We start from the raw sequence: 24,798 nt of genomic DNA, 5'->3' as shown, positions 1-24,798 counted from the left end.
CGCGGGTAGCTTCTGCCTCAGCACCGACCCAGCAGCGAGCTCCGGAGGGTGAGATGGCCACGAGGGACACCGGCGGGCAGCAGAAGGCCACGCGCACGCGCGAGGAGACCGAGGAGGTCGAGGCGTCGGTCGACGCCGAGGCTGCCGAGCGGCGCCAGGAGATGACCGACGACGTCGACTCCATCCTCGACGAGATCGACGGCGTCCTAGAGGAGAACGCCGAGGAGTTCGTGAAATCCTACGTGCAGAAGGGCGGAGAGTGATCGCCTGATCACTATCTGTAGTTATTGAGATGAAGCGTTGCCCAGACTGCAATGAGGAAAAGCCGCCGACTGAATTCGGTCGGAACAGGTCGCTGCCCGACGGTCTCTCGTTCTACTGCTCGGAGTGCAATCGCCGGCGGAACGGCGCCTGGTATCGACAGTCGCGGGCGGCCATGGGCAAGTCCGTCCGCGACCACTCGTGGGTCCCGGAGGGTTTTCGCTGGTGCCCCGGGTGCCGTCAGGCCGTGCCCCATGAGGACTTCTCGCGGAACGCCAGGCAAGCCTCGGGGTTCGGCAGTCTCTGTCTGCCATGCCACCGCACGTCGAGCAACGACGCCTACTGGAAGCGCCGCTACGGACTGACCCGAAGTGACGTCGCCGCCCTGCGGGCTGCCCAAGGGGATGCGTGTGCCATCTGCGACGCGTCGCAGCCCGAGCATCTCGATCATGACCACGAGACCGGGCGGATCAGGGCGCTGTTGTGCCAGCGGTGCAATCAAGGTCTGGGGCTGCTCCGTGACGACCCGGTCGTTCTGCGGGCAGCGGCGGACTACGTCGAACAACACCGAGACGCACCGGCGGCCCTGGCCGGTCGACTGACGGCCGACGACCTCGCGCGTTCGACCCACCGGGCGCCCGCCGGGTCACCGCGGGCGGGAGTGTGCAGCCACGGGTTCGCCCGGTGGCGTGCCATGCAAGCAACCAGCTGACGATCCTGGCGCTGGCTGTGACCCAGTGCGGCTGGACGCCGATGTCCACGAACGTGCGCGGCGACTGCCCGCCGGTAGGGTCGGTGGGGCGTCGACCCGGCAGCTCCGCGGCCGTCCGGCGCAGGAGACGCAGCAGCACGGACCGCCGTCGCACGACGGCAGGAGAGGCGGATGGGTGACCGAGACGTCAGCTGGTCGGAGCGGGTTCCCGCCCGCGTACCTGGACCGGGTGGGCTCCTCGTTCACCGACTTCTTGGGCACCACTGCCCCCGACCTGCTGCCCGGCCGGCGCACCGTCCCGACGATGTCCGTGGCTGACCTCGCCCCGCACGCCACGACCATCGTGGCCGCCACCTTCGACGGCGGCGTGCTGATGGGCGGCGACCGGCGGGCGACCATGGGCAACCTGATCTCCAGTCGGGACATCGAGAAGGTCTACGCGGCTGACTCCTGGTCGGTCATCGGCATCGCCGGCGCCGCGGGCATCGCGATCGAGATGGTCCGGCTCTACCAGGTCGAGCTCGAGCACTACGAGAAGATCGAGGGGATGACGATGTCCCTCGACGGCAAGGCCAACCGCCTCGCCGCGATGATCCGGGGCAACCTCGGTGCCGCGATGCAGGGCCTCGCCGTCGTCCCGCTGTTCGCCGGTTACGACCTCGACGCAGCCGAGGGCGTCAGCCCGGGCCGGATCTTCAGCTACGACGTCACCGGCGGGAACTACGAGGAGCGCGGCTACTCCTCGGTGGGCTCCGGCTCGCTGTTCGCCCGCAACTCCCTGAAGAAGACCTGGCGCCCCGGCCTGTCCGCCGACGCCGCGACCCGCACCCTCGTCGAGGCGCTCTACGACGCCGCCGACGACGACTCCGCCACCGGCGGCCCCGACACGGTGCGGCGGCTCTACCCGATCGTCTACCGGGTCGACGCCGAGGGCGCCGTCCGGCTCCCGGACGACGAGGTCGCCGCCATCGCCACCACCATCGTCGCCGAGCGCTCGGCCGCAGACGGGCAGGGCTGAGCCATGACCATGCCGTACTACGCCTCGGCCGAGCAGGTCATGCGGGACCGCTCGGAGTACGCCCGCAAGGGCATCTCCCGCGGTCGCAGCGTCGCCGTCCTCACCTACGCCGACGGCGTGCTGTTCATCGCCGAGAACCCCAGTGCCACGCTGCACAAGGTCAGCGAGCTCTACGACCGCATCGGCTTCGCCGCCGTCGGCCGGTACTCCGAGTTCGAGAGCCTGCGGGTCGCCGGCATCCGGCTGGCCGACGTCCGCGGCTACTCCTACAACCGGCGCGACGTCACCGGCCGGGTCATCGCCAACGCCTACGCGCAGACCCTCGGCGCGGTCTTCACCGAGCAGATGAAGCCCTTCGAGGTCGAGCTCTGCGTCGCCGAGGTGGGGGAGGACTCCGCCTCCGACCAGCTCTACCGGCTCACCTTCGACGGGTCGATCGTCGACGAGGCCTCCTTCGTGGTCATGGGCGGGCAGGCCGAGGCCGTCAGCAGCCACCTGCGTGAGCACTTCACCGCCGGCCTCAGCCTGGCGGAGGCCCTGCGGGTGGGTGTCCGGGCGTTGTCCGCGGTCAGCCCGGCCACCGCGGCCAACGGCGGGGCGCACGACCAGCTGCCCGCCGAGCAGCTCGAGGTCGCCGTCCTCGACCGACGGCGTCCGAAGCGGGCGTTCCGCCGGGTCGTGGGCGCCGCGCTGACCAGCCTGCTCTCCGACCAGGAGACGGCTGCAGAGCCCGCCGAGAGCCCCGCCGAGGCGGCCGCCACCCACGCGCCCAGTGCCCCGGCGCCCGGCACCCCGCCGGGCCTCGGCGACCCGGCGGCCGTGGACACCGCCGGCGGCACCGAGCAGGCCTCCGCGCAGCCGAGCACGCAGGACGGCGCCGGCGGCGGCACCGACGGCGAGACTCCGGACAGCGAGCAGTGAGCGGCGCGGCGTACTCGGGACACGAGCCGAGTGCGCCGCGGACGCCTAGGCTCGGCGAGGTGGAACGACGGATCTTCGGCATCGAGACCGAGTACGGCGTCACGTGCACCTTCAAGGGGCAGCGCCGCCTCTCACCCGACGAGGTTGCCCGCTACCTGTTCCGCCGGGTGGTCTCCTGGGGCCGCAGCTCGAACGTGTTCCTGCGCAACGGCTCCCGGCTCTACCTCGACGTCGGCAGCCACCCCGAGTACGCCACCGCCGAGTGCGACGACGTCACCGAGCTCGTCGTCCACGACAAGGCCGGCGAGCGGATCCTCGAGGGGCTGATGGTCGACGCCGAGCAGCGCCTGAACGAAGAGGGCGTCACCGGCGACATCTACCTGTTCAAGAACAACACCGACTCGGCCGGCAACAGCTACGGCTGCCACGAGAACTACCTGGTGGGCCGGCACGGCGAGTTCAGCCGGATGGCCGACGTGCTGATCCCGTTCCTGGTCAGCCGGCAGATGGTGGTCGGCGCGGGCAAGGTGCTGCAGACCCCGCGCGGCGCGGTCTACTGCGTCAGCCAGCGGGCCGAGCACATCTGGGAGGGCGTCTCCAGCGCCACCACCCGGTCCCGGCCGATCATCAACACCCGCGACGAGCCGCACGCGGATGCCGAGAAGTACCGCCGGCTGCACGTCATCGTCGGCGACTCGAACATGAGCGAGACGACGACGCTGCTCAAGGTCACCATCACCGACCTGGTGCTGCGGATGATCGAGCAGGGCGTGGTGCTGCGGGACATGACCCTGGAGAACCCGATCCGGGCGATCCGGGAGATCAGCCACGACCTCACCGGCCGCCGCAAGGTCCGGCTCGCCAACGGCCGGGAGATGTCGGCCCTGGAGATCCAGCAGGAGTACCACGACCGCGCCGCCGAGTTCGTCGACCGCGAGGGCTACGGCCCGGTGCACCGGCAGATGCTGGAGCTGTGGGGGCGCACGCTCAAGGCCGTCGACAGCGGCGACCTCTCGCTGATCGACCGGGAGATCGACTGGGCCATCAAGCACCAGCTGCTGCACCGGTACATGGCCAAGCGCGACCTGTCGCTGTCCAGCCCGCGGGTCGCCCAGATGGACCTCGCGTACCACGACATCCGGCGCAATCGCGGCCTGTACTACCTCCTGGAGAAGGCCGGCCAGGTCGAGCGGGTCACCCACGACCCGGCGATCTTCGAGGCCAAGAACGTCCCGCCGCAGACCACCCGGGCCAAGCTGCGCGGGGAGTTCATCCGCCGCGCCCAGGACAAGCGCCGCGACTTCACCGTCGACTGGGTGCACCTCAAGCTCAACGACCAGGCGCAGCGCACCGTCCTGTGCAAGGACCCGTTCAAGTCCGTCGACGAGCGGGTGGAGAAGCTCATCGCGTCCATGTGACGTCCGGGGACACTGCGGCGGTGAGCCGCCAGGGGCCCACACCGTCGCCGTGACCTTCCAGTCCGGCGCACCGTGCGTGACCCACCTCGGTGTCCCGCCCGGACGCTCAGGACGCGCTCACGGACGGCCCGGTGCCCGGCTCGGGTGTGCCCGGCCAGGCGCGCCCCACGTCGGCTCCCGGTCGGCGCCGAACCGCACGGAGCGCGCCACCGTCTGCCGCCCCCGATCGACGTGTCGTTGTACGACCGTTATCCCCAACTTCCGGCCACGTGTTCCGAGGAGACCAACCGCAGCACCGACGGGGAGGGGGAGGCCGTCCCGCAGGGGCACCCGGCCCGGCAAACTGTTCGCCTTGCACGGAGCTGCGGACCACACTGCCGCGGTGGGCACTGCACTCGTCACCGGCGTCAGCCGCCGCAGCTCCATCGGCTTCGCGGTCGCCCGGCGGTTGCTGGACCGCGGCGACCGGGTGGTGGTCCAGTCCTGGGCGCCGCACGACGCGGAGCAGCCGTGGGGAGGCGACGACCTGGCCGCCGTCCTCGCCGAGCTGGGGGACCCGCCGCACGTCAGCGTCGACCTGGCCGAGCCGGGAGCGCCGGGCGAGCTGGTCGCCGCCGCCCGGGACGCCGTCGGGCCGCTGAGCACCCTGGTCGCCGCGCACGCCCGCAGCGCCGCGGGCCGGCTCGCCGAGGTGACGGCCGCCGAGGTCGACCTCTGCTTCGCGGTCAACGCCCGCGGCAGCCTGCTGCTCACCCAGGCCTTCGCCGCCCAGTACGAGCCGGCCGCCGGCCCGGGCGCCGTCGTCCTGTTCACCTCCGGCCAGCACCGCGGGCCGATGTCCCGGGAACTGCCGTACGCGATCAGCAAGGGGGCGGTCCAGCAGATGACGCTGTCCCTGGCCGACGAGCTCATCGACGCCGACGTCACCGTCAACTGCCTGAACCCCGGCCCAACGGACACCGGCTGGGCCGATCCGGCCGAGCAGGACGGCGTGGCCCGGCTGATGCCCCGGGGGCGCTGGAACCGCGCGGCGGAGGCGGCCGCCGTCGTCGCCTGGCTGACCGGCCCGGACGCCCGCTCGGTCACCGGCCAGACCCTCGACGCCGAGGGCGGCTTCCGCCGCGGGGGCTGAGCCGGTGAGCACCAGCGGTGAGCGGGTGGGTCACTGCCGTCATCGGACCGTTATCCCCAACTCAACGCCGAAGATGCCAGCACACTGCCACTGCCCGCGCCGAGGACGGGGTCTCCCGGCGCGAGCGCGCTCAGGCCAGGGGTGGGCCGAACAGCGTGAGCTGGGCGGCGAACCGCCCTGCCGCGGCCGCGGCCAGGAAGTAGGCCCGGTCCTCGGCCAGGCCGCGGCCCATCGTCGACAGCCGGACCGGTGAGGCGGCCAGCGCGTCCTCCAGCCCGAGCGAGTCCACCCACTCCACCGGGTTGCGCTTCGGCTGCCCGGCCAGGTCCTCCTCGACCTGGGTGCCCAGCTCCGAACCGAGCCCCCGGGGCGCCACCAGGGTGACGCCGCCCATCGCGACCCGGCCGAACGCGGTCAGCGAGTGGTGCGAGACGCCACGGTGCCGGGGGCGCGGGTCGGCGTCGGAGATGCGCAGCGCGCCGACGGCCCGCCCACCCAGCACGTGCACGGCGTTGCAGGCCTCGCCTGCCGCGACCCCGGAGAATCCCCACGGCGTTCCGGTGCCCAGGTTGCCCGGCCCCTGGGTGACGATCGTGACGTCGGCCCGGAGCACGTGCCGGGCGGCCAGCAGCCCGGTGTGCACCGTGACGGCCTCCACGTCGCCACCGAACGCCTGCCCGACGGTGACCACCCCGGCCAGCGAGCCGGCCAGGGTGTCCAGGGTCCGGGAGAAGGCCGCGGGCAGCGCCCCGCCGTCGGTCATCACGTACGCGACGCGCAGCGCCGGGTCGGTGACGTGCACGCCGGCCAGCACTGCGGGCAGGGCCGAGTGCAGGTCGGCCACCACCACCGGCATGCCGTCGAGGTCCTCGGCGCCGGCGATGGTGTCGTGGTGCGGGGTGTCCTGCTCGTCGACGCCCTGCACGGTCACCTGCAGCGGCGTGTACCGCCCCTTCACCAGGTGCCCGGGGCCGGTGGGGTCCGGCGGCAGCCGGTCGGGGACGGCGACGACGAGCGCGTACCCGCCGGTGCCCAGCCGCTGCGCCCAGGCGGTGGTGTTGAGCAGCACCTCGTCGCCCACCTGGGGCAGCCCGACGAGGGAGGGGTGCGCCAGCGCCTTCAGCGTGCCGTCCTCGGGCACCTCGACGGTCAGCTCCTGCGCGTCCCGCCACGACCGGCCGACTTCGGTGACCTGGCCGCGGCGCCAGCGGATCCGGGAGCCGGGAGCGGGAGACGGTGCATCAGTCACCGGGGGAGGCTAACCAGCGAGGGCGCCGGCCGCCGCGCACTAGCCTGTCCCCGTGGCAGCCAAGCGGGCAGAACGACTGGTCAACCTGGTCATCGCCCTGCTCGGGACCCGGCAGTACGTCTCGGCGGCGAAGATCCGCTCGATCGTCCCCGGCTACGAGCCCGACGACGGCACCGACCGCGCCGACGAGGCGTTCAAGCGGATGTTCGAGCGGGACAAGGCCGAGCTGCGGGAGATCGGCGTGCCCCTGGAGACGGGGCGCACCAGCGCCTTCGACACCGAGGACGGCTACCGCATCGCCCGGGCCGACTACGAGCTGCCCGAGATCACCCTGACCGGGGAGGAGGCGGCCGCCGTGGGGCTGGCGCTCCGGCTGTGGCAGTCCGCGCAGCTGGCCGGTGCCGCGCAGAGCGCCCTGGTGAAGCTCCGCGCCGCCGGGGTGGAGGTCGACCAGTCCCGGGGGCTGTCCATCCAGCCACGCCTGGACGCCGGCGAGCCCGCCTTCGAACCCTGCTACGCGGCGGCGCGCGACCGCCGGGCGCTCGCCTTCGACTACCGCCGTCCCGACGAGCAGACCGCCAGCCGCCGCCGGGTGCAGCCGTGGGGCCTGGTGGCCTGGCACGGCCGCTGGTACCTGGTCGGTCACGACCTCGACCGGCAGGCAGCCCGGGTCTTCCGGCTCTCCCGGGTCACTGGCACCCCGCGGGCCAGCGGCCCGGCCGACGCCTTCGAGCCGCCGGCCGACCTCGACCTCGCCTCGGTGGTGGCCGGCTCGGAGCGGCGGGAAGAGCAGATCGTCGTCGTCCGGGCCCGGCCGGGGACCGCGATCGGCCTGCGCCGGCACGCCACGCCGCTGGGTGCCGCGGACGACGGCGACGACCGGCTGGAGTTGCGCACCACCACGCCCTGGGCGCTGGCCGACCAGCTGGCCGCCTACGGCCCGGACGTGCTGGTCGAGGCGCCGCAGCGGATGCGCGAGGCGGTCGTGGAACGGCTCAGCCGGCTGGCCGCCGTGGGGGAGCGGGCATGACGGCGCCCAGCACAGCCGAGCGGATGACCCGGCTGCTGGCTCTGGTGCCCTACCTGACCGCCCGGCCCGACGGCGTCCGGCTGGCCGACGCGGCCGCCGACTTCGGGGTCACCGAGGTCCAGCTCCGCCGCGACCTGGACCTGCTCTGGGTCTGCGGCCTGCCCGGGCACGGCCCGGGCGACCTCATCGACCTGGCCTTCGAGGGCGACCGGGTGCGGATCACCTTCACCGCCGGGATGGTCCGCCCGCTGCGGTTGTCCACCGACGAGGCGGTCGCGCTGATCGTCGCCCTGCGCACGCTGCTGGAGCTGCCCGGGCTGGCCGAGGGCGAGGCGGTGAGCCGGGCGCTGGCCAAGGTCTCGGCCGCGGCCGGGCACCCGGCGGAGGTGCGGGCGCCGGTGGCGGTCAGCGTCGACACCCGGGCGCAGTCCCTCGCCGTCGTCCGTGACGGGGTGGAGCGGCGCCGCGCCCTGCACCTGCACTACTACGTGCCCAGCCGGGACGAGCGCACCGAGCGCACCGTCGACCCGATGCGGTTGCTGCTGGTCGACGGCCACTGGTACCTGGAGGCGTGGTGCCGGAACGCCGAGGGCGTACGGCTGTTCCGGCTGGACCGGATCGACGACGTCGCGGTGCTCGAGGAGCCGGCCGCCCCACCACCCCAGGCGCACGAGCGCGACCTGGACGACGGGCTCTACCAGCCCGGCGCGGAGGAGCCGCTGGTCCGGCTGCGGCTGGCCCGCACCGCCCGCTGGGTCGCCGACTACTACCCGGTGGAGGAGCAGACCGAGGTCACCGACCCACCGGGTGGGCTGGCGGTCACGGTCCGGACGTCGGACCTGTCCTGGGCCCGCCGCCTGGTCGCCTCGCTGGGCGGGGCGGCCACCGTGGACGAGCCGGTCGAGCTCGCCACCCGGGTCGCCGAGGAGGCCCGCGCTGCACTGGCCCGGTACGCGGACTGACCGGCAGCTCGGCGGAGCCCCGGCCGGGCAGCGCCGGTTAGGCTCGGCCCCGTGCTGCTGATCGTGTGGATCGTCGTCCCCGTGCTCGCCCTGCTGGTGCTCGGCGTCGTCGGGTACGGGGTGTTCGGTGCCGCCGGGCGGCTCGACCGCGAACTGCGGGCGCTGGAGCGGGACGTCCGCCCCGTGCTCACCGAGGTCCAGGCCTCGGCGGAGCGGGCCGCCGCCCTGCGCGCCGACCGCGCAGAGGCCGACGACTGAACCCGAGGTGGACGGCGTGCGTACAGCCGTCCGCAGCCCTGGACCCACGGCGTTCCCGGCGTAGAGTCGGCCCGGCACGTCCGCCACGACTAGGAGGAGTCCGATGAACCTCGGCCCCATGGAGATCGGCCTCATCATCCTGGCCGTCCTGCTGCTCTTCGGTTACAAGAAGCTGCCCGACGCCTCCCGCTCGATGGGGCGCTCGATGCGCATCTTCAAGTCCGAGATGAAGGGCATGAAGGACGACGACGTGCGCGCCAAGGACGAGGCCCGCACGTCCCCGGTCACCGGTGAGATCATCGCCCCCGCGGTGACCCCGGGTGCCGTCGACTACGAGGCCGAGGCGGCCGCCGCCGAGGCCCGCGCCGCCGAGGCCCGGGCGCGTGCGGAGCAGGTGCGTTCGTCGGCAGCCGCCGACGGCACGCGCTGACCCCCAGCACCGACCGCTGCCGCCCGTGACCCTGGCAGGGCGAGTGCGTGACCGTCGACCGCGGCGTCCCGAACGGGACGCCGCGGCGACGATGAGCCTCATCGGCCACCTGCGCGAACTGCGCAACCGCATCGGCATCGCGCTGTTCTTCGTGCTGATCGGCACCGCGGTGGCGTTCTGGTGGTACGAGCAGGGCCTGGGTGAGTTCATCCGGGCGCCGTACTGCGGGTTGGCCGCGGGCGACCGTGGACTGCCCAACCAGCCCGACGGCGACTGCGACCTGCTGGTCATCGACGTCCTCGGTGGTGCGCTGATCCGGTTGAAGATCAGCTTCATCGTCGGTGTGGTGCTGGCCGCGCCGTTCTGGCTGTACCAGGTCTGGGCCTTCCTCACCCCGGGGTTGAAGAAGAGCGAGAAGCGCTACGGCGTCGCGTTCGTGGCGGCGTCCAGCAGCCTGTTCGCCCTGGGTGCCGCGCTGGCCTACATCGCGCTGTCCAAGGGCCTGGAGCTGCTGATCGGCCTGGCCGGCGACGGCGTCACCGTCGCGCTGACCGCGCAGGAGTACGTCGGCTTCGTCATCTCGTTGCTGGTCGCCTTCGGGGTGAGCTTCGAGCTGCCGCTCATCGCGGTGGTGCTGAACCTGATCGGTGTCCTCTCCTACGAGGCACTGTCCAAGAGCCGGCGGTGGATCTACTTCCTCACCATCGTGTTCGCCGCGTTCATCACCCCCACGCAGGACCCGTTCACCATGCTGCTGATGGCCGCGCCGATGTGCGTGCTGTTCGAGATCGCGATCCAGATCGCCCGGTTCGTGGACAAGCGGCGGGCGAAGCGCGAGGCCGCGGCGGGCCTGGCCGGGCTGGACGACGACGAGGCCTCCCCGAGCATCGACGTGGCCAGCCCGCTGGACACCACCCCGAGCCCGCTCGACGAGCCGGAACACCTCCGACGCTGAGTCGATCCACACGGGCATGACGCGGCCCGAGGTGGCCGTCCTGGTCAACGCCGCCGCCGGGCGGGGCCGCGCAGCCCGGGCCGTTCCCGCCGTCGTGGCAGCGCTGACCGCCGGTGGGGTGCGAGCCCGGGTGCTGGCCGCCAGCACCCGGGCGGAGGCGGAACGGCTGGCCACGGCCGCGGTGGGCGACGGGGTCGGGGCGGTGGCCGCGCTCGGTGGCGACGGCACCGCCCACGCCGCGCTCCAGGCCGTGGCCGGCACCGGCACCCCGCTGGCGCTGCTGCCGGCCGGCAGCGGCAACGACCTGGCCACCGCCCTCGGGGTGCCGGCCGACCCGGTGCGGGCCGCCGCCGCGCTCACCGCGGACCTGCACGCCGGCCGCACCCGGCAGCTCGACGCCGCGCGCACCGGCGAGCGGTGGTGGGCCACCGTGCTGTGCTGCGGCTTCGACTCGGCGGTCACCGAGCGAGCCGACCGGCTGCGCTGGCCACGCGGCCCCCGCCGCTACGACATCGCGATCCTGCTCGAGCTGGCCCAGCTGCGTCCCCGCGCGGTCACGCTCACCGTCGACGGCGCCGTCCGCCACCACGAGGTGACCCTGATCGCGGTCGGCAACACCCCCTGGTACGGCGGCGGGCTGCGGATCGCCCCCGGCGCCGACCCGGCCGACGGGCTGCTGGAGGTCGTCGTCATCGGGCCGGTCAGCCGTCGCGAGCTGGTGCGCACCCGCCCCCGGCTGGCCGCCGGCAGCCACGTCGACCACCCCGCCGTCACCGTGCTGCGCGGCCGGGAGGTCGGCCTCACCGGCGCCGGCCTGACCACCTGGGCCGACGGTGAGCCGATCTGCGCGCTCCCGGCCACGACCGTCTGCGTACCCGGCGCCCTCACCGTCCTCGGCTGACCCGCCGTACCACCAAAATGGCCATTTCGGTGCTCGCGAGGGACGACCGGTGGCGCGGGGGGAGAGCGCCTAACGTGGGGGCATGTCCAGCCCGGCTGAGCGTTATGCGGCTGCCCGCCGGCGGAACGCACACCCCACCCTCTCGGACTTCACCGCCGAACTCGGCTTCTCCCTGGACCCGTTCCAGGTCGAGGCCTGCGAGGCGCTGGAACAGGGCTCCGGTGTGCTGGTCTGTGCCCCGACCGGTGCCGGCAAGACCGTGGTGGGGGAGTTCGCCGTCCACAAGGCGCTGCAGGAGGGCCGTAAGGCCTTCTACACCACCCCCATCAAGGCGCTGAGCAACCAGAAGTACCGCGACCTCTGCGACCGGTACGGGTCAGCGAAGGTCGGGCTGCTCACCGGGGACAACGCCATCAACGGCGACGCACCGGTGGTCGTGATGACCACCGAGGTGCTGCGCAACATGCTCTACGTCGACTCCCCGGCGCTCACCGACCTCGGCTACGTGGTGATGGACGAGGTGCACTACCTCGCCGACCGGTTCCGCGGCGCGGTGTGGGAAGAGGTGATCATCCACCTCCCCGAGCACGTCCGGCTGGTCTCGCTGTCGGCCACGGTGAGCAACGCCGAGGAGTTCGCCGACTGGCTGGTCACCGTCCGCGGGGACACGGCCGTCGTGGTCAGCGAGGTGCGGCCGATCCCGCTGTGGCAGCACATGCTGGTGGGCGGCCGGGTGTTCGACCTGTTCGCGCTGCGGCCGGCGGCGCACGCGGGGGAGTGGGAGCAGACCCCGCGCGGGCTGTCCACCCGCGAGCGCGGCCGCGCGGTGGTCGACCCCGAACTCGTCCGGTACGTGCACGAGCAGGAACGCCGGCACGACAGCTGGCACGGCGGTGGCGGATCCCGCGGCGGGTTCAGCCACAAGCCCCGCTACCGGCCGCCGTCCCGGCCGGAGGTCATCGAGCGGCTGGACCGGGCCGGGCTGCTGCCGGCGATCACCTTCGTGTTCAGCCGCAACGGCTGCGACGCCGCCGTCCACCAGTGCCTGGCCTCGGGGATGCGGCTGACCGACGAGACCGAGCGCCGGGCGATCGCCGAGATCATCGACCGGCGGACCGGGTCGCTGCCCGAGGAGGACCTGCACGTCCTCGGCTTCTGGGAGTGGCGGGAGGGGCTGCTGGCCGGCTTCGCCGCCCACCACGCCGGGCTGGTGCCGGCGTTCAAGGAGACCGTCGAGGAGTGCTTCGTCCGCGGCCTGGCCAAGGCGGTCTTCGCCACCGAGACCCTCGCCCTGGGCATCAACATGCCCGCGCGCACCGTCGTCCTGGAGCGGCTGGTCAAGTGGAACGGCGAGGCCCACGCCGACGTGACGCCGGGGGAGTACACCCAGCTCACCGGCCGGGCCGGCCGGCGCGGCATCGACATCGAGGGGCACGCGGTCGTCGTCTGGGCGCCGGGGGTCGACCCGGCGGCCGTCGCCGGGCTGGCCAGCACCCGCACCTACCCGCTGCGCTCCTCCTTCCGGCCCAGCTACAACATGGCCGTCAACCTGGTCGGCGCCTTCGGCCGGGCGCACGCCCGTGAGCTGCTCGCCGCCTCCTTCGCCCAGTTCCAGGCCGACCGGTCCGTGGTCGGCCTGGCCCGTTCGGCCGCCCGGCACGAGGAGGACGCCGCCCGGCTGCTCAAGGAGATGAACGCCGGGCTCAGCACCGCGGTGCTGGACGTCGCCGGGTACGCCCGGCTGCGGATGGAGATCTCCGAGCGGGAGAAGGCGCTGTCCCGGGACTCGCAGGCCAAGCGCCGGCTGGAGGCCGCCGAGTCCCTCGCTGCGCTGCGCGCCGGCGACGTCATCCGGGTGCCGAGCGGACGGCGCCAGGGCCTCGCCGTGGTGCTCGACCCCGGGGTCACCGAGCTCACCGACCCCCGGCCGCTGGTGCTCACCGAGGACAAGTGGGCCGGCCGGCTCGGCTCGGTCGACTTCCCGTCGCCGGTGAGCGCGCTGGCCCGGGTCAAGGTGCCGAAGAACTTCAACCACCGCAGCCCGCACGCCCGCCGCGACCTCGCCTCCACGCTGCGCAACGCCCGCGCCGAGAACGGCCTGGGTGCCCGGCGCACCAAGGGGCGGTCCGCGGCCGACGACGACCCGGTGCTCGCCGACCTGCGGCACGCGCTGCGCGCCCACCCGGTGCACGGGCTGCCCGACCGGGAGGAGCGGGTGCGTGCCGCCGACCGCTGGCTGCGCGAGGTGCGGGACGGCGAGCGGCTGCGCCGGCAGATCGCCGACCGCACCAGCTCGCTGACCCAGCAGTTCGACCGCACCTGCAACGTCCTCACCGAGCTGGGCTACCTGCAGCACGACCCCGCGCAGGACGACGCCCCGCCCGCAGCGGTGGTCACCGAGGCCGGCCGCCGGCTCGGCCGGATCTGGTCGGAGACCGACCTGCTGACCGCCGAGTGCCTGCGGGCCGGGGTGTTCCGCGGGCTCACCCCCGCCGAGCTGGCCGGTTGCGTCTCCGCCCTGGTGTTCGAGGCGCGTCGGGAGAGCGCCGCCCAGCCCTCCGTGCCGGCCGGCAAGGTCGCCGGTGCGCTCGCCGAGATGCGCAGGGTGCACACCGCGCTCACCGACCTCGAGCGCGAGCACGCCGTGCCGGTCACCCGCGACCCGGACCTGGGCTTCGTCTGGGCCGCCTACCGGTGGGCCGACGGCCAGAGCCTGGACCGGGTGCTGGCCGGGGCGCAGCAGGCCGGCACCGAGCTCTCCGGCGGGGACTTCGTCCGCTGGGCGCGGCAGCTGGTCGACCTGCTCGACCAGCTCGCCAAGGTCGCCGACGACCCGCTGGCCGGGATCGCGCGGGCCGCAGTGGGCCGGGTGCGCCGCGGCGTGGTCGCGGTCGCCGTCACCGACTGATCCGCGGCCGGTGGGCCACAATCGGCCGTCCCCGGTGCACCGCACCGGGGAGCCGATCGAGGAGCGACGATGAGCCAGCCGCCGCAGGGCGAGGACCCGCAGTCCCCCCGGGCCCGCCCGGACCGGGAGCACGGTCCCCGACCGGCGGCGCCGGGATGGGGCGGCCCGCAGGTCGGCTGGGGTCCGCCGTCGGGCGGACCGGGGCAGCCACCGCGGTACCAGGGCTGGGGGGAGGCCCCCGGGTACGGCCAGCCGGGCCAGTACGGCCAGCCGGGCCAGTACGGGCAGCCCGGTGCCTGGGGGCCGCCGTCCGCGCAGTTCGGGTCCCCCGGGGGCTGGGGTCCGCCGGCGCAACCGGCCAGGAGACGGTCCCGGTCGCCGAAGCTGGTCCTGGTCACGCTGGCGGTCCTGATCGTGGTCGCGGCGCTGACCCTGCCGTCCCCGCTGGGCGCCACCCGGCTCGACCCCGCGGCGGTGGAGCGCGCCGTGGCCGGCCAGTTCGAGGACCGGGAGGGCGTCGCCCTGGACCTCGACTGCGAGGACGAGCTCCCGGTCCGCGCCGGCGCTGCCTACTCCTGCGCCGGCCGGACCGTCGACGGCGAACCGGTCGGCATCACGATCACGCTGACCGGCGGGGACGGCGACTACACCTGGGCGGTGAGCTGACCGGGCCGTTCAGTCCTGCGGCCACCCCAGCGCCGACCCCAGCCGGCGCACCGAGGACTCCAGCCCGTGCGCCTCGGCCAGCGCCGCAAGGGCGTCGGGGTCGGCCGGGCGGCGGGGCAGCTCGCCGTCCACCGGTGGCAGGTCGATGGTGGTGACGACGGCGACCACCTCGGGTGCGGCATCGAGGTAGTCGGCGGCCGCGTGCAGCTTCTTCAGCACCGCCGCGGTGAGCGGGGCCCTGGGGACGGCGGTGCGGGCAGCCGCCTCCCGGATGCCGGCCAGTGACCCGAACTCGTTGATCAGCGCCGCCGCCGTCTTCGCCCCGACGCCGGACACCCCGGGCAGCCCGTCGCTGGGGTCGCCGCGGAGCACCGCGAAGTCGGCGTACGAGCGGCCGGGGATGCCGTACTTCGCCGCGACGGCCGCCTCGTCGACGAACTCCAGGTCGTTGATGCCGCGGTTGGTGTAGAGCACCCGCACGGCGCGGGCGTCGTCGACCAGCTGGAACAGGTCCCGGTCGCCGGTGACCACGTCGACCGGCCCACGGGCCCGGGTGGCCAGCGTGCCGATGACGTCGTCGGCCTCGTAGCCGGGGGCGCCGACCCGGGTCAGCCCGGCGGCGGCGAGCACCTCGACCAGCACCGGCACCTGCGGCCCGAGCTCGTCGGGCACCTCCTCACCGCCCTCCTGCGCGACCCGGTGCGCCTTGTAGCTGGGCAGCGCGGCGACCCGGAACGCCGGACGCCAGTCGTCGTCCCAGCAGGCGACCAGCCGGGTGGGGGAGTGGGCGACGACCAGCCGGGCGGTCATGTCCAGGAAGCCACGGACGGCGTTGACCGGCCGGCCGTGCGGTCCGGTCACGCTGGTCGGCACCCCGTAGAAGGCACGGAAGTAGAGGCTCGCGGCGTCCAGGAGCATCGTCGTCACGCCGGGCACGGTAACGGTGCGATGACGACGGCCGGGGCTGTCGCTCCCGCTGGTTAGTCTGCGGACGTGGTCGCCGTCTCTCCCTCTCCCTCCTCCCCGCTGGTGTCCATCGACCGGGTGCACGCCGCCCGCGCTCTCGCCGACGAGCTCGACATCGACGTCGTCGTCGTCACGCCCGGCTCCGACCTGCGCTACCTGTGCGGCTACGACGCGCACGCCATGGAGCGGCTGACCGCGCTGGCCGTGCCCCGCCGGGGCGAGCCACTGCTGGTGGTGCCGCGGCTGGAGGCGCCGATGATCGAGGCCTCCCCGGCCGGGTCGCTGGGCCTGGAGGTGCTGCCCTGGGACGAGACCGACGACTCCTTCGCCCGGCTGGCCGAGGCGGTCACCGCCCGGCTGGGCAGCGCGCCGGTCCGGGTGGCAGTCGGGTCCCGCACCTGGGCCGAGCACGCGCTCGGCATCCAGCGGGCGCTGCCGGGTTCGGCGCTGGAGCTGGCCAGCCCGGTCATCGACCGGCTGCGGATGGTCAAGACGCCGGCCGAGGTCGAGGAGCTGGCGATCGCCGGTGCGGCGATCGACCGGGTGCACGCCCGGATGGGGGAGTGGCTGCGGGTCGGCCGCACCGAGGCCGAGGTCGGCGCGGACGTCGCCGCGGCGATCCTCGCCGAGGGCCACGTCGGCGTCGACTTCACGATCATCGGCTCGGGCCCCAACGGCGCCAGCCCGCACCACGAGGTCTCCGACCGGGTGGTGGAGGCCGGGGACATGGTCGTCGTGGACATCGGCGGGGAGGCGGCGACCGGCTACCGGTCCGACTGCACCCGCACCTACCTGGTCGGCGGGCACGCCGCCCGCGGTCTGGTCGACTGGTTCGCCGTCCTCCAGCGGGCCCAGGCGGCGGCCGTCGCCGCGGTGCGCCCCGGGGTCACCTGCGCGCAGATCGACGCCGTCGCCCGCGACGTCATCACCAAGGCCGGCTTCGGTGAGCACTTCATCCACCGCACCGGGCACGGCATCGGGCTGGACACCCACGAGGCGCCCTACGTCGTCGCCGGCAACGACCTGCCGCTGGAGCCGGGGATGGCCTTCTCGGTCGAGCCCGGCATCTACCTGCCCGGGCGCTACGGCGCCCGGATCGAGGACATCGTCGTCTGCACCGACGACGGCGTCCGCAACCTCAACAACGGTCCCCGTGAGCTCGTCGAACTCCCCGGCTGAGCCGGGCGGGCCGCCGGCGGCCCAGGACGTCGACCGCGAGCTGCTGAGCGCCCTGGCCCGCGACGGCCGGGCCAGCTTCACCGACCTGGCCGACCGGGTCGGGCTGTCGGTGTCCGCGGTGCACCAGCGGGTCCGCCGGCTGGAACAGCGCGGGCTGATCACTGGCTACGCGGCGCAGCTGGACGCCAAGGGGCTCGGGCTGCCGCTGACCGCCTTCGTCTCCATCACCCCGATCGAGGCCGCGCAGCCCGACGACGCACCGGCCCGGCTGGCGCACCTGTCGGCCATCGAGGCCTGCCACTCGGTGGCCGGGGTGGAGAGCTACATCCTCAAGGTGCGGGTGGCCTCGCCCGACGCGCTGGAGGCGTTGCTGCACGAGATCCGGTCGGCGGCCAACGTCACCACCCGGACCACCGTCGTCCTCTCCACCTTCTACGAGGACCGCCCACCGGTCTGAGGAAGGACCCCCTCGCCCCCCTCCGCTCGCAGGCTCGCGGCGGGCCCCTGCGAGGGGGCCGGTGGACGGTCCGTCGAACGTGTGTTCGAATGACCGGTATGCGGTGGGATGCCCAGCGGCTGGACTTCGACGAACCGAGCACCCTGCCCGGGCTGCCCGACGTGCGTGGCCTGCTGCGCAGCGTGCAGGCGCCCGAGTTCCCTGGCCTGACCTTCCACGAGGTGCGGGCCAAGAGCGCGCTGAACGCGGTGCCCAAGGGCTCGGCGATGCCGTTCGGCCACACGATCAACCCCTACCGGGGCTGCTCCCATGCGTGCGTGTACTGCCTGTCGGGAGACACGCAGGTGCTCATGGCGGACGGCTCTCAGCGCGCGATCGCGGAACTGCAGGTGGGGGACCGGATCATCGGGACGGAGAAAGGCGACCGCTACCGCCGGTACGTCGAGACCGAGGTGCTGGCGCACTGGTCGACGGTCAAACCAGCTCATCGGGTGACACTTGCCGACGGCACTGCTCTCGTCGCCAGCGGTGACCATAGGTTCCTCACCGGGCGTGGCTGGAAGCACGTCACCGGTGCGAGCTGCGGAACGGGTCAACGCCCGCATCTGACGACGAACGACGAACTGCTCGGCTTCGGCCGTTCGGCTCCGGTGGTCCTTCCCTGCGAGGACTACCGGCGCGGCTACCTGACCGGCATGGTCCGCGGCGACGCCCACCTCAAGGTGTACCGCTACGAGCGAGCCGGGCGGGTCCATGGGAACGTGCACCGTTTCCGGCTGGCGTTGGCGGACCAGGAGGGTCTTCAGCGCTCTCAGGCCTACTTGGCGCAGGCGGGGGTGTCGACCGATTGGTTCGACTTCTCCGCTGTCACCCCCGAGCGCCGGGCGATGAGCGCCATCAGGACGTCGTCAGCCGCCTCCGTGGCTCGGATCTCCGAGCTCATCGCCTGGCCGGAACAGCCATCGGGTGCCTGGCAGCGGGGTTTCCTGGCCGGCGTCTTCGACGCCGAGGGCAGCCGGAGCCAACACGTCCTGCGGATCACCAACGCCGATGACGAGATGCTCGAGCGGACGAGTGCCGCCTTCACCGCGTTGGGCTTCGACAGCGTTCTGGAGGACAGGCGCCTGGCGAACCGGGTACGGACCGTCCGCCTGCGCGGCGGGCTGAAAGAGCACCTGCGGTTCATCCACCTGGTCGACCCGGCGATCCGCCGCAAGTGCCGGGTACAGGGCACAGCCATCAAGAGCACGGCTGATCTACGAGTGACCGAGGTCCAGGACCTCGGTCTCGAGATGCCGATGTACGACATCACCACTGGGACAGGCGACTTCATCGCGAACGGCGTCGTGAGCCACAACTGCTTCGCGCGGGGCACGCACGAATGGCTGGAGCTGGACAGCGGGGCCGACTTCGACCAGCAGATCGTGGTCAAGACCAACCTCGTCGACGTGCTGCGGCGCGAGCTGGCCCGCCCGTCCTGGCAGCGGGAGCACGTGGCGCTGGGCACCAACACCGACCCGTACCAGCGGGCCGAGGGCCGCTACCGGCTGATGCCCGGGATCATCGACGCCCTGGCCCGGTCCGGCACCCCGTTCTCGGTGCTGACCAAGGGCACGCTGGCCCGCCGCGACGTCCCCCGGCTGGCCGCCGCGTCCCGCGACGTCCCGGTCGGGATGGGGGTGTCCATGGCCATCTGGGACGACGACCTGCACGCCGCCCTGGAGCCCGGCGTCCCCACGCCCCGTGCGCGGCTGGACCTGGTGCGGGCGATCACCGACGCCGGGCTGCCCTGCGGGGTCTTCCTGGCCCCGGTGCTGCCCGGCCTCACCGACCGGATACAGCACCTGGAGGCGGCGATCGGCGCCATCGCCGCGGCCGGGGCCACCGGGGTCACCGTGCTGCCGCTGCACCTGCGCCCGGGCGCCCGGGAGTGGTTCACCGCCTGGCTGTCCCGGGAGCACCCCGGCCTGGTCGGCCGGTACCGCCAGCTCTACGGCCGAGGCGCCTACGTGCCGGCCGAGTACCGCAGCTGGCTCGCCGGCCGGGTGGCCCCGGTGCTCGCCCGGTACGGCCTGGACCGGCAGAGCGGGGGAGTGGCGCGCGGCGTCGACGCCGGCAGCAGCCTCGGCCTCCCCGGCGACGAGTCGGTGGGCTTCCCCGCCGGCAGCCTGCCCACCCGGCGGCCGGAGGCCGCGCCCATCGACGAGGCGCCCGAGCAGTTGTCGCTGTGCTGAACCCGGCGTCGGGCTGACACGGGGGACGGAGCCAGGGTCAGCCGGCCAGCCGGGCACGACGGCCCACGGTGCGCAACGCCCGCACGGCGCCGCGGGGCCCCACCGGCGGCGCACCACCGGCCAGCGCCAGCCGGCGGTAGGAGTCGTAGGAGAGCGTGAGGTAGTCCGCTGCCAGCTCCTCGACCTCCGCACGGCGGCTCGGCGGAGCCGTGGCGCGCATGGCCGTCGCGGTGCGCACGGCGTGCTTGGCGAACGTCACCTGCAGCGCCTGCGTGGACAGCTGCCCACCGACGTGCGAGTTCGGCCCCGGGCCCCGCCGCAGCGCCGGCAGGACCCATGGGCTCGCCGCCAGGCCGGGGAACCGGCTGCGGACCTCCTCCCAGGCGTGCCAGGCGGTCAGCGCACCGGGCACCGACCACCCGCCGTCCTCGGTGGAGACGACGAGACGGCGTCCGGTCGCCTGCACCTGGTCCCGGCGCAACCCCTGGAACTGCCCCACCGTGGCCGGCCAGCCCAGCGCGAGCGCGCACCACGCGACCGAGCGCAGGTGCTCCGGCGCCTCGCTGCGCACCCGGGTCAGCTCCCGCAGGTCGAGGGTGACCGGGTCGGGCTCGGGGGTGGTCGCCCTCGGCACTCCGACTCCGCCGTAGCGAGCGACCTTGCTGTAGAGGGCGACGGTGGCCGGCTTCCAGTCGCGGGCCGCGGCCAGCGGCTCCAGGCCGGTCTCGGCGAGCGCGTCCGGCCCCAGCCCCTGCTCGAGGGCCGCCTCGACCAGTCGCCGCCACTGCGGCTCGTACCCCGGCGGCACGGGCAGCCGGGCCCAGGCGCGGGCCGGTGGAGGAGCAGGCATGTCGGGCAGCGGCGGCTGCCATGCACCTGGCATGACGACACACTACCGTTATCCCCAACAATGTCGCGACAGATCGTTGTGGTCACCTGCCGATGACAAACGTCGCGCCCTCCGGGCGCACCGCAGCAACGACCAGGCCCCGGAGCCGGGCTCAGCGAGCACGACGACCGGGATGCCCGTGACCATGGGGCGGTGCGCACCGTCGGAGTCGAGGAAGAACTGTTGGTCGTCGATCCGGCGGGGGTGCCGGTGCCGCTGGCCCCGGAGGCCCTGGAGGTGGCCGCCCGCCGTGGCGAGGGGGAGACGGTCGGAGAGCACGACCGGGCCCAGCAGTCCGATGCGGCGCCTGACACCGACGCCGCCGGGGCCCCGGCCGGCCCTCGCCTGGTGCCCGAGCTGAAGGAGCAGCAGATCGAGCTGGGCACCCGGGTCTGCCGGGAGCTCGACGAGGTGGCCGCGGAGCTGCGGCACTGGCGTTCCCGGGCCGATGCGGCCGCCGCGACCGTGGGCGCCCGGGTGGCGGCCCTGGCCAGCTCGCCGGTGGCCGTGGAACCGGAGACGACGCCGGGGGAGCGGTACGCGCAGATGGTCGAGGTCTTCGGCCTCACCGCCGTCGAGGTGCTCACCTGCGGCTGCCACGTGCACGTCTCCGTCGACGGCGACGAGGAGGGAGTGGCCGTCCTCGACCGCATCCGGGTGTGGCTGCCGGTGCTGACCGCGCTGACCACCAACTCGCCGTTCTGGTCCGGGCGGGACACCGGCTACGCCAGCTTCCGCTCCCAGGTCTGGAACCGGTGGCCCTCCGCCGGCCCGAACGCCGTGTTCGGCACCCCGGCCCACTACCACCAGCTGATCGCCGAGCTGGTCGCGACCGAGACGGTGCTCGACGAGGGGATGGTCTACTTCGACGCCCGCCTCTCGGCCACCTGGCCGACGGTGGAGGTGCGGGTGTCCGACGTCGCGTTGCGGGTGGAGGACGCCGTCCTGCTGGCCGGGCTGGTGCGCGGCCTGGTCGAGACCGCGGCCCGGGAGTGGCGGGCCGGCGTCCCGGCGCCGGAGGTGCGGACCGAGGTGCTCCGCGTCGCCGGCTGGCGGGCCGGCCGCTCCGGTCTGACCCGGGACCTCGTCGACCCGCGGACCGGCCGGCCGGCCCCTGCCGCCGAGGTGGTCACCGCCCTGGTCGAGCACGTGCGCGCTGCCCTGCGCGACAGCGGGGACGCCGAACGCGTCGAGGCGGGCGTCGCCGACGTCCTGCGCCGCGGCACCGGGGCGACCCTGCAGCGCGCGGTCTTCGACGAGACCAGCGACCCGGCCGCCGTCGTCCGGGCCGCGGTCGCCGCCACCCACGGCGGCTGAGGCCGGAACGCCGCGCGCGACCGGGTTGGTTAGGGTCCGCCCATGCACACGGCCAGCTGGGGCGACGTCGTCCGCCGAGACCTGTTCGGGCCGAAGCCGGACCCGAGGGACCGCCCCTACCGGTCGGTGATCCGGGTGGTCCTGGTCGTCTTCCGGCTGTTCCGCTTCCGGTTCGACATCCGCGGGGCCGAGCACGTCCCGGCCACGGGTGGCGCGGTCATCTGCAGCAACCACGTCTCCTACTTCGACTTCACCTACCTCGGGCTCGCCGCGCTGCCGCAGCACCGGCTGGTGCGGTTCATGGCGAAGGCCGCGATCTTCGGGCACTGGTTCGCCGGGCCCTTCATGCGCGCCATGCAGCACATCCCGGTCGACCGCAAGGCCGGTGCCTCGGCGTTCGACGCCGCCGTCCGGGCGCTGAAGGACGGCCACCTCGTCGGGATCTTCCCCGAGGCGACGATCAGCACCTCGTTCACCGTCAAGGACGTCAAGGCCGGCGCAGCCCGGATGGCGGTCGAGGCCGGGGTGCCGATCGTCCCCGCCGCCGTCTGGGGTGGGCAGCGCATCGCGACCAAGGCACACAAGGTGGTGCTGCGCCGGGACGTCCCGGTGACGGTGATCATCGGCGAGCCGATCGTCCCCGAGCCGGGGGAGAAGCCGCAGGCCCTGCTCCGCCGCACCAAGGCGGCGATGGTGGAGCTGCTGGACGAGGCGCAGCGCACCTACCCGGACCAGCCGGCCGGGGACGGCGACCGCTGGTGGCAGCCGGCCCACCTGGGCGGCAGCGCGCCGACCCCGGAGGTGGCCGCGATCAACGACGCCGACTACGCCGCCGGCAACCGGACGCGGGTCAAGGCCCCGCACCCGCTGGCCCGGGCCAAGGCGCTGCTGGGTCGCGTCCGCCGCTGAGCCTCAGCGCACCCGTGCGCCGACGTCGTCGGCGGTGAGCGGGGCGACCATCTCCCGTTCGTGGCTGCGGTGCCACCACGCACCGGTCTCCCGCCGTTCCTGGCGGGTGGTGAACCGGTAGCGGTAGACGAGCACCCGCACCGCGGCGGGGCGGTCGGTGCCGAAGGGCGCCGACCGCAGCAGCCGCAGGGTGGCCGGGTCGGCGTCCAGCAGCTTGCCGAGGAAGGGCAGCAGCCAGGCCCGGCCGTAGGCGGGGGAGAGGGCCACGAACCACATCAGCCAGTCCAGCCGCAGGTGGTAGGGCGCCCACTGCGGCGGACGGCGGTGGACGTCGCCGGGCTTGCCGCGGAACTCGTACTCCCGCCACACGGCGTCAGGCCCGGTGCCGTCGGTGGCCTCGACCACCAGCTCCCGGCGCACCTTGGTCACCGAGCCGAAGGCGCCATAGCTGTTCACCAGCCGCAGCGGGTCGAAGCTGGTGTTCATCCGCTGCCCCGGTGACAGCATGTTCCGCACCGGCGCCACGCTGAGCACGGCGACCAGCACCGCCAGCCCGATCCCCACGCCGACGAACCAGGTGGGGGAGGAGAGCTCGTCGGGGCGGTCGACGGGCAGGACGGCGGCCAGCCAGCGCCCGTCGACCACCGACAGGGCCAGCACCAGGGTCAGCGCGTTCAGCCAGGCGAAGTTGCCGCTGATCAGCAGGTACCCCTGGGTGACCACGATGACCAGCGCCGCCACCCCGGCGATCGGCTGCGGCGCCAGCAGCCCGAACACGACGACCAGCTGGGTGACGTGGTTGGCCAACGTCTCCACCCGGTGCAGCCGGGGGCTGAGCCGGTGGAACCACCAGCTCAGCGGGTTGGGCATCGGCTGGGTCTCGTGGTGCCAGTTCAGGCAGGTCAGCTCCCGCCAGCAACGGTCACCGCGCATCTTGATCAACCCGGCGCCGAGCTCCAGCCGGAAGAGCAGCCAGCGCAGCAGCCACATGCCCAGCACGGGTGGTGCGACGTGCGCCGGGCCGAGGAAGACGGCGAGGAACCCGGCTTCCAGCAGCAGCGACTCCCAGCCGAAGCCGTACCAGATCTGCCCGACGTTCACGATCGACAGGTAGAGCGCCCAGAGGACCGCCCACAGCGCCATCCAGCCGGCCAGCGGCAGCCGGTCGGCCAGCCCACCGAGGGCGGCGGCGGAGAGCGCGATGCCGGCCCAGCAGCAGCCGGCGAAGAACCGGTCGGACCAGTGCAGGTGGAACAGGCTCGGGCTGCGCTTCCACGAGGCCCGCTCCAGGTACCGGGGCACCGGCGTGAGGCCGTGGGTGCCGAACAGCGCCCGCCCCTGGCGCAGCGCGGCGACGAACGCGATCAGGTAGACCAGCGCGAGGCCCCGGGTGAAGAGCCAACGACCCCACCAGGCGCCCGGGTCGGCGAACCACTCCACGGCGCCCTCCGCTCAGTCCGGTGGTGCCTCGAGCCGGAAGGCCTCCAGCTCGGTGCCGTACCAGCGGGTGGTGCGGCCCAGCGGCTGCATGCCCAGTTTCCGGCAGACCCGCAGCGAGGCCTCGTTGCCCGGCCGGACGACGGCGTAGACCTCCAGCAGCCCATCGTCGAACGCCCGGTCGACGACCGCCCGGGCCGCCTCGGTGGCGTAGCCGAGCCGCCAGCTGTCCGGGTGCAGGTGCCAGCCGACCTCGACCTCACCGACGCCCTGGGGGAGGGGCTTGAGCAGCACCGTGCCGGCCGGCGGGCCCCCGCTGCGCGGCTCGATCGCCCAGCACCCGTGCGCCGGGTCCAGCTGGTGCACCAGCCGCCAGCGCTCGACCAGCTCAGCGGGCGACACCGTGGGTGCCCCGCCCAGCCAGCGGGTCACCTCGTCCCGGCTGTACAGGTCGGCGAGGCGGGCGAGGTCGGCGTCGTCCGTCGTCCAGGCCCGCAGCCGCAGCCGGTCGGTGCACAGCAGTTCCACCCGGAGGTGCCTACCGCCGTCCGCCCGGTCGAAAACCCCAGCTCCGGTCCCGCTGCAGAGG

Annotated in this window: 24 protein-coding genes; 19 read left to right on the top strand and 5 right to left on the bottom strand. The window is 73.9% G+C overall.

Annotated elements, in window-relative coordinates; translation table 11 throughout:
• Positions 1-53 precede the first annotated feature (53 nt).
• From O2W53_RS23385 to O2W53_RS23360, 6 genes are all read left to right on the top strand, one after another.
• Entirely contained in the window at positions 54-263 is a 210-nt protein-coding gene (locus O2W53_RS23385) for a ubiquitin-like protein Pup (RefSeq protein WP_036332678.1), read from the top strand.
• Positions 264-292: 29 nt separating this feature from the next.
• Positions 293-973 carry an endonuclease VII domain-containing protein gene (locus O2W53_RS23380; RefSeq protein ID WP_331253815.1) on the top strand — a complete coding sequence of 227 codons (681 nt, stop codon included), beginning with the start codon at positions 293-295 and terminating at the stop codon, positions 971-973.
• 175 nt (positions 974-1,148) lie between these two features.
• Positions 1,149-1,991 (top strand): proteasome subunit beta, encoded by an 843-nt coding sequence (gene prcB / locus O2W53_RS23375; RefSeq protein WP_269165450.1) that lies wholly within the window; start codon positions 1,149-1,151, stop codon positions 1,989-1,991.
• A gap of 3 nt (positions 1,992-1,994) precedes the next feature.
• Complete coding sequence (prcA, locus tag O2W53_RS23370) at positions 1,995-2,912, top strand: proteasome subunit alpha (protein WP_269165449.1); 918 nt, start codon at positions 1,995-1,997, stop codon at positions 2,910-2,912.
• Between the two features lie 59 nt (positions 2,913-2,971).
• Positions 2,972-4,330, top strand: a complete 1,359-nt coding sequence (gene pafA, locus O2W53_RS23365; RefSeq protein WP_036332674.1) for a Pup--protein ligase — start codon at positions 2,972-2,974, stop codon at positions 4,328-4,330.
• 382 nt (positions 4,331-4,712) lie between these two features.
• On the top strand, positions 4,713-5,462 hold the full coding sequence (locus tag O2W53_RS23360; protein WP_269165448.1) for an SDR family oxidoreductase: 750 nt from the start codon (positions 4,713-4,715) through the stop codon (positions 5,460-5,462).
• A 130-nt stretch (positions 5,463-5,592) separates the two neighbouring features.
• Here O2W53_RS23360 and O2W53_RS23355 read toward each other — a convergent pair whose 3' ends face one another.
• The gene (locus tag O2W53_RS23355) at positions 5,593-6,711 is read right to left on the bottom strand and encodes a DUF3866 family protein (protein WP_269165447.1); all 1,119 of its coding nucleotides are present in this window, start codon (positions 6,709-6,711) and stop codon (positions 5,593-5,595) included.
• A 52-nt stretch (positions 6,712-6,763) separates the two neighbouring features.
• On the opposite strand from O2W53_RS23355, the gene O2W53_RS23350 reads away from it, so the two are divergent.
• From O2W53_RS23350 to O2W53_RS23315, 8 genes are all read left to right on the top strand, one after another.
• Positions 6,764-7,741, top strand: a complete 978-nt coding sequence (locus tag O2W53_RS23350) for a helix-turn-helix transcriptional regulator (RefSeq protein ID WP_269165446.1) — start codon at positions 6,764-6,766, stop codon at positions 7,739-7,741.
• Positions 7,738-8,703 (top strand): helix-turn-helix transcriptional regulator, encoded by a 966-nt coding sequence (locus O2W53_RS23345; RefSeq protein ID WP_269165445.1) that lies wholly within the window; start codon positions 7,738-7,740, stop codon positions 8,701-8,703. The genes O2W53_RS23350 and O2W53_RS23345 overlap by 4 nt, the downstream gene beginning before the upstream one ends.
• A 51-nt stretch (positions 8,704-8,754) precedes the next feature.
• Positions 8,755-8,961, top strand: a complete 207-nt coding sequence (locus O2W53_RS23340; protein ID WP_269165444.1) for a hypothetical protein — start codon at positions 8,755-8,757, stop codon at positions 8,959-8,961.
• 103 nt (positions 8,962-9,064) lie between these two features.
• On the top strand, positions 9,065-9,391 hold the full coding sequence (tatA, locus tag O2W53_RS23335; RefSeq protein ID WP_269165443.1) for a Sec-independent protein translocase subunit TatA: 327 nt from the start codon (positions 9,065-9,067) through the stop codon (positions 9,389-9,391).
• A 43-nt stretch (positions 9,392-9,434) separates the two neighbouring features.
• Positions 9,435-10,346 (top strand): twin-arginine translocase subunit TatC, encoded by a 912-nt coding sequence (tatC, locus tag O2W53_RS23330; RefSeq protein ID WP_269165442.1) that lies wholly within the window; start codon positions 9,435-9,437, stop codon positions 10,344-10,346.
• 16 nt (positions 10,347-10,362) lie between these two features.
• Positions 10,363-11,247: a diacylglycerol/lipid kinase family protein gene (locus O2W53_RS23325; RefSeq protein ID WP_269165441.1), complete on the top strand. Its 885-nt coding sequence runs from the start codon at positions 10,363-10,365 to the stop codon at positions 11,245-11,247.
• Between the two features lie 82 nt (positions 11,248-11,329).
• Positions 11,330-14,155 (top strand): DEAD/DEAH box helicase, encoded by a 2,826-nt coding sequence (locus tag O2W53_RS23320; protein WP_269165440.1) that lies wholly within the window; start codon positions 11,330-11,332, stop codon positions 14,153-14,155.
• 69 nt (positions 14,156-14,224) lie between these two features.
• Positions 14,225-14,821, top strand: coding sequence for a DUF4333 domain-containing protein (locus tag O2W53_RS23315; protein WP_269165438.1), 597 nt, complete (start codon positions 14,225-14,227; stop codon positions 14,819-14,821).
• A 9-nt stretch (positions 14,822-14,830) separates the two neighbouring features.
• Here the strand turns inward: O2W53_RS23315 and O2W53_RS23310 are convergent, their stop codons facing one another.
• Entirely contained in the window at positions 14,831-15,739 is a 909-nt protein-coding gene (locus O2W53_RS23310) for a 5'-3' exonuclease (protein WP_269165459.1), read from the bottom strand.
• A 75-nt stretch (positions 15,740-15,814) separates the two neighbouring features.
• Between O2W53_RS23310 and O2W53_RS23305 the strand changes: the two genes are divergently transcribed.
• From O2W53_RS23305 to O2W53_RS23295, 3 genes are all read left to right on the top strand, one after another.
• The gene (locus O2W53_RS23305; RefSeq protein ID WP_269165437.1) at positions 15,815-16,966 is read left to right on the top strand and encodes a M24 family metallopeptidase; all 1,152 of its coding nucleotides are present in this window, start codon (positions 15,815-15,817) and stop codon (positions 16,964-16,966) included.
• Positions 16,941-17,423 carry an Lrp/AsnC family transcriptional regulator gene (locus tag O2W53_RS23300; protein WP_269165436.1) on the top strand — a complete coding sequence of 161 codons (483 nt, stop codon included), beginning with the start codon at positions 16,941-16,943 and terminating at the stop codon, positions 17,421-17,423. Before O2W53_RS23305 ends, O2W53_RS23300 begins: the two co-directional genes overlap by 26 nt.
• A gap of 89 nt (positions 17,424-17,512) precedes the next feature.
• The gene (locus O2W53_RS23295; protein ID WP_269165435.1) at positions 17,513-19,657 is read left to right on the top strand and encodes an intein-containing Rv2578c family radical SAM protein; all 2,145 of its coding nucleotides are present in this window, start codon (positions 17,513-17,515) and stop codon (positions 19,655-19,657) included.
• 37 nt (positions 19,658-19,694) lie between these two features.
• Here O2W53_RS23295 and O2W53_RS23290 read toward each other — a convergent pair whose 3' ends face one another.
• On the bottom strand, positions 19,695-20,540 hold the full coding sequence (locus O2W53_RS23290; RefSeq protein WP_269165434.1) for a hypothetical protein: 846 nt from the start codon (positions 20,538-20,540) through the stop codon (positions 19,695-19,697).
• A 159-nt stretch (positions 20,541-20,699) separates the two neighbouring features.
• Here O2W53_RS23290 and O2W53_RS23285 point away from each other — a divergent pair, with 159 nt between their 5' ends.
• Both O2W53_RS23285 and O2W53_RS23280 read left to right on the top strand, forming a co-directional pair.
• On the top strand, positions 20,700-21,863 hold the full coding sequence (locus tag O2W53_RS23285; RefSeq protein ID WP_269165433.1) for a carboxylate-amine ligase: 1,164 nt from the start codon (positions 20,700-20,702) through the stop codon (positions 21,861-21,863).
• Positions 21,864-21,905: 42 nt separating this feature from the next.
• Positions 21,906-22,772, top strand: a complete 867-nt coding sequence (locus O2W53_RS23280) for a lysophospholipid acyltransferase family protein (RefSeq protein WP_269165432.1) — start codon at positions 21,906-21,908, stop codon at positions 22,770-22,772.
• Between the two features lie 3 nt (positions 22,773-22,775).
• Here O2W53_RS23280 and O2W53_RS23275 read toward each other — a convergent pair whose 3' ends face one another.
• The gene (locus O2W53_RS23275) at positions 22,776-24,212 is read right to left on the bottom strand and encodes a lipase maturation factor family protein (RefSeq protein ID WP_269165431.1); all 1,437 of its coding nucleotides are present in this window, start codon (positions 24,210-24,212) and stop codon (positions 22,776-22,778) included.
• A gap of 12 nt (positions 24,213-24,224) precedes the next feature.
• Complete coding sequence (locus O2W53_RS23270) at positions 24,225-24,737, bottom strand: GNAT family N-acetyltransferase (RefSeq protein ID WP_269165430.1); 513 nt, start codon at positions 24,735-24,737, stop codon at positions 24,225-24,227.
• Positions 24,738-24,798: the final 61 nt, after the last annotated feature.

Origin of the sequence: Modestobacter sp. VKM Ac-2978, assembly GCF_026968025.1 — a bacterium.
GTDB lineage: Bacteria > Actinomycetota > Actinomycetes > Mycobacteriales > Geodermatophilaceae > Modestobacter.
The sequence above is the reverse complement of the archived record's forward strand: the minus strand, read 5'-3'. Positions and strand labels throughout refer to the sequence as shown.

What these genes read in the sequence shown, in the direction of transcription:
- O2W53_RS23315 (WP_269165438.1), top strand. Translation starts at nt 14,225, where the DNA reads ATGAGCCAGCCGCCGCAGGGCGAGGACCCGCAGTCCCCCCGGGCCCGC.
- O2W53_RS23385 (WP_036332678.1), top strand. Translation starts at nt 54, where the DNA reads ATGGCCACGAGGGACACCGGCGGGCAGCAGAAGGCCACGCGCACGCGC.
- O2W53_RS23310 (WP_269165459.1), bottom strand. Translation starts at nt 15,739, where the DNA reads ATGCTCCTGGACGCCGCGAGCCTCTACTTCCGTGCCTTCTACGGGGTG.
- tatA (WP_269165443.1), top strand. Translation starts at nt 9,065, where the DNA reads ATGAACCTCGGCCCCATGGAGATCGGCCTCATCATCCTGGCCGTCCTG.
- O2W53_RS23320 (WP_269165440.1), top strand. Translation starts at nt 11,330, where the DNA reads ATGTCCAGCCCGGCTGAGCGTTATGCGGCTGCCCGCCGGCGGAACGCA.
- O2W53_RS23345 (WP_269165445.1), top strand. Translation starts at nt 7,738, where the DNA reads ATGACGGCGCCCAGCACAGCCGAGCGGATGACCCGGCTGCTGGCTCTG.
- O2W53_RS23380 (WP_331253815.1), top strand. Translation starts at nt 293, where the DNA reads ATGAAGCGTTGCCCAGACTGCAATGAGGAAAAGCCGCCGACTGAATTC.
- O2W53_RS23295 (WP_269165435.1), top strand. Translation starts at nt 17,513, where the DNA reads ATGACCGGTATGCGGTGGGATGCCCAGCGGCTGGACTTCGACGAACCG.
- prcA (WP_269165449.1), top strand. Translation starts at nt 1,995, where the DNA reads ATGACCATGCCGTACTACGCCTCGGCCGAGCAGGTCATGCGGGACCGC.
- O2W53_RS23280 (WP_269165432.1), top strand. Translation starts at nt 21,906, where the DNA reads ATGCACACGGCCAGCTGGGGCGACGTCGTCCGCCGAGACCTGTTCGGG.
- O2W53_RS23290 (WP_269165434.1), bottom strand. Translation starts at nt 20,540, where the DNA reads ATGCCAGGTGCATGGCAGCCGCCGCTGCCCGACATGCCTGCTCCTCCA.
- O2W53_RS23325 (WP_269165441.1), top strand. Translation starts at nt 10,363, where the DNA reads ATGACGCGGCCCGAGGTGGCCGTCCTGGTCAACGCCGCCGCCGGGCGG.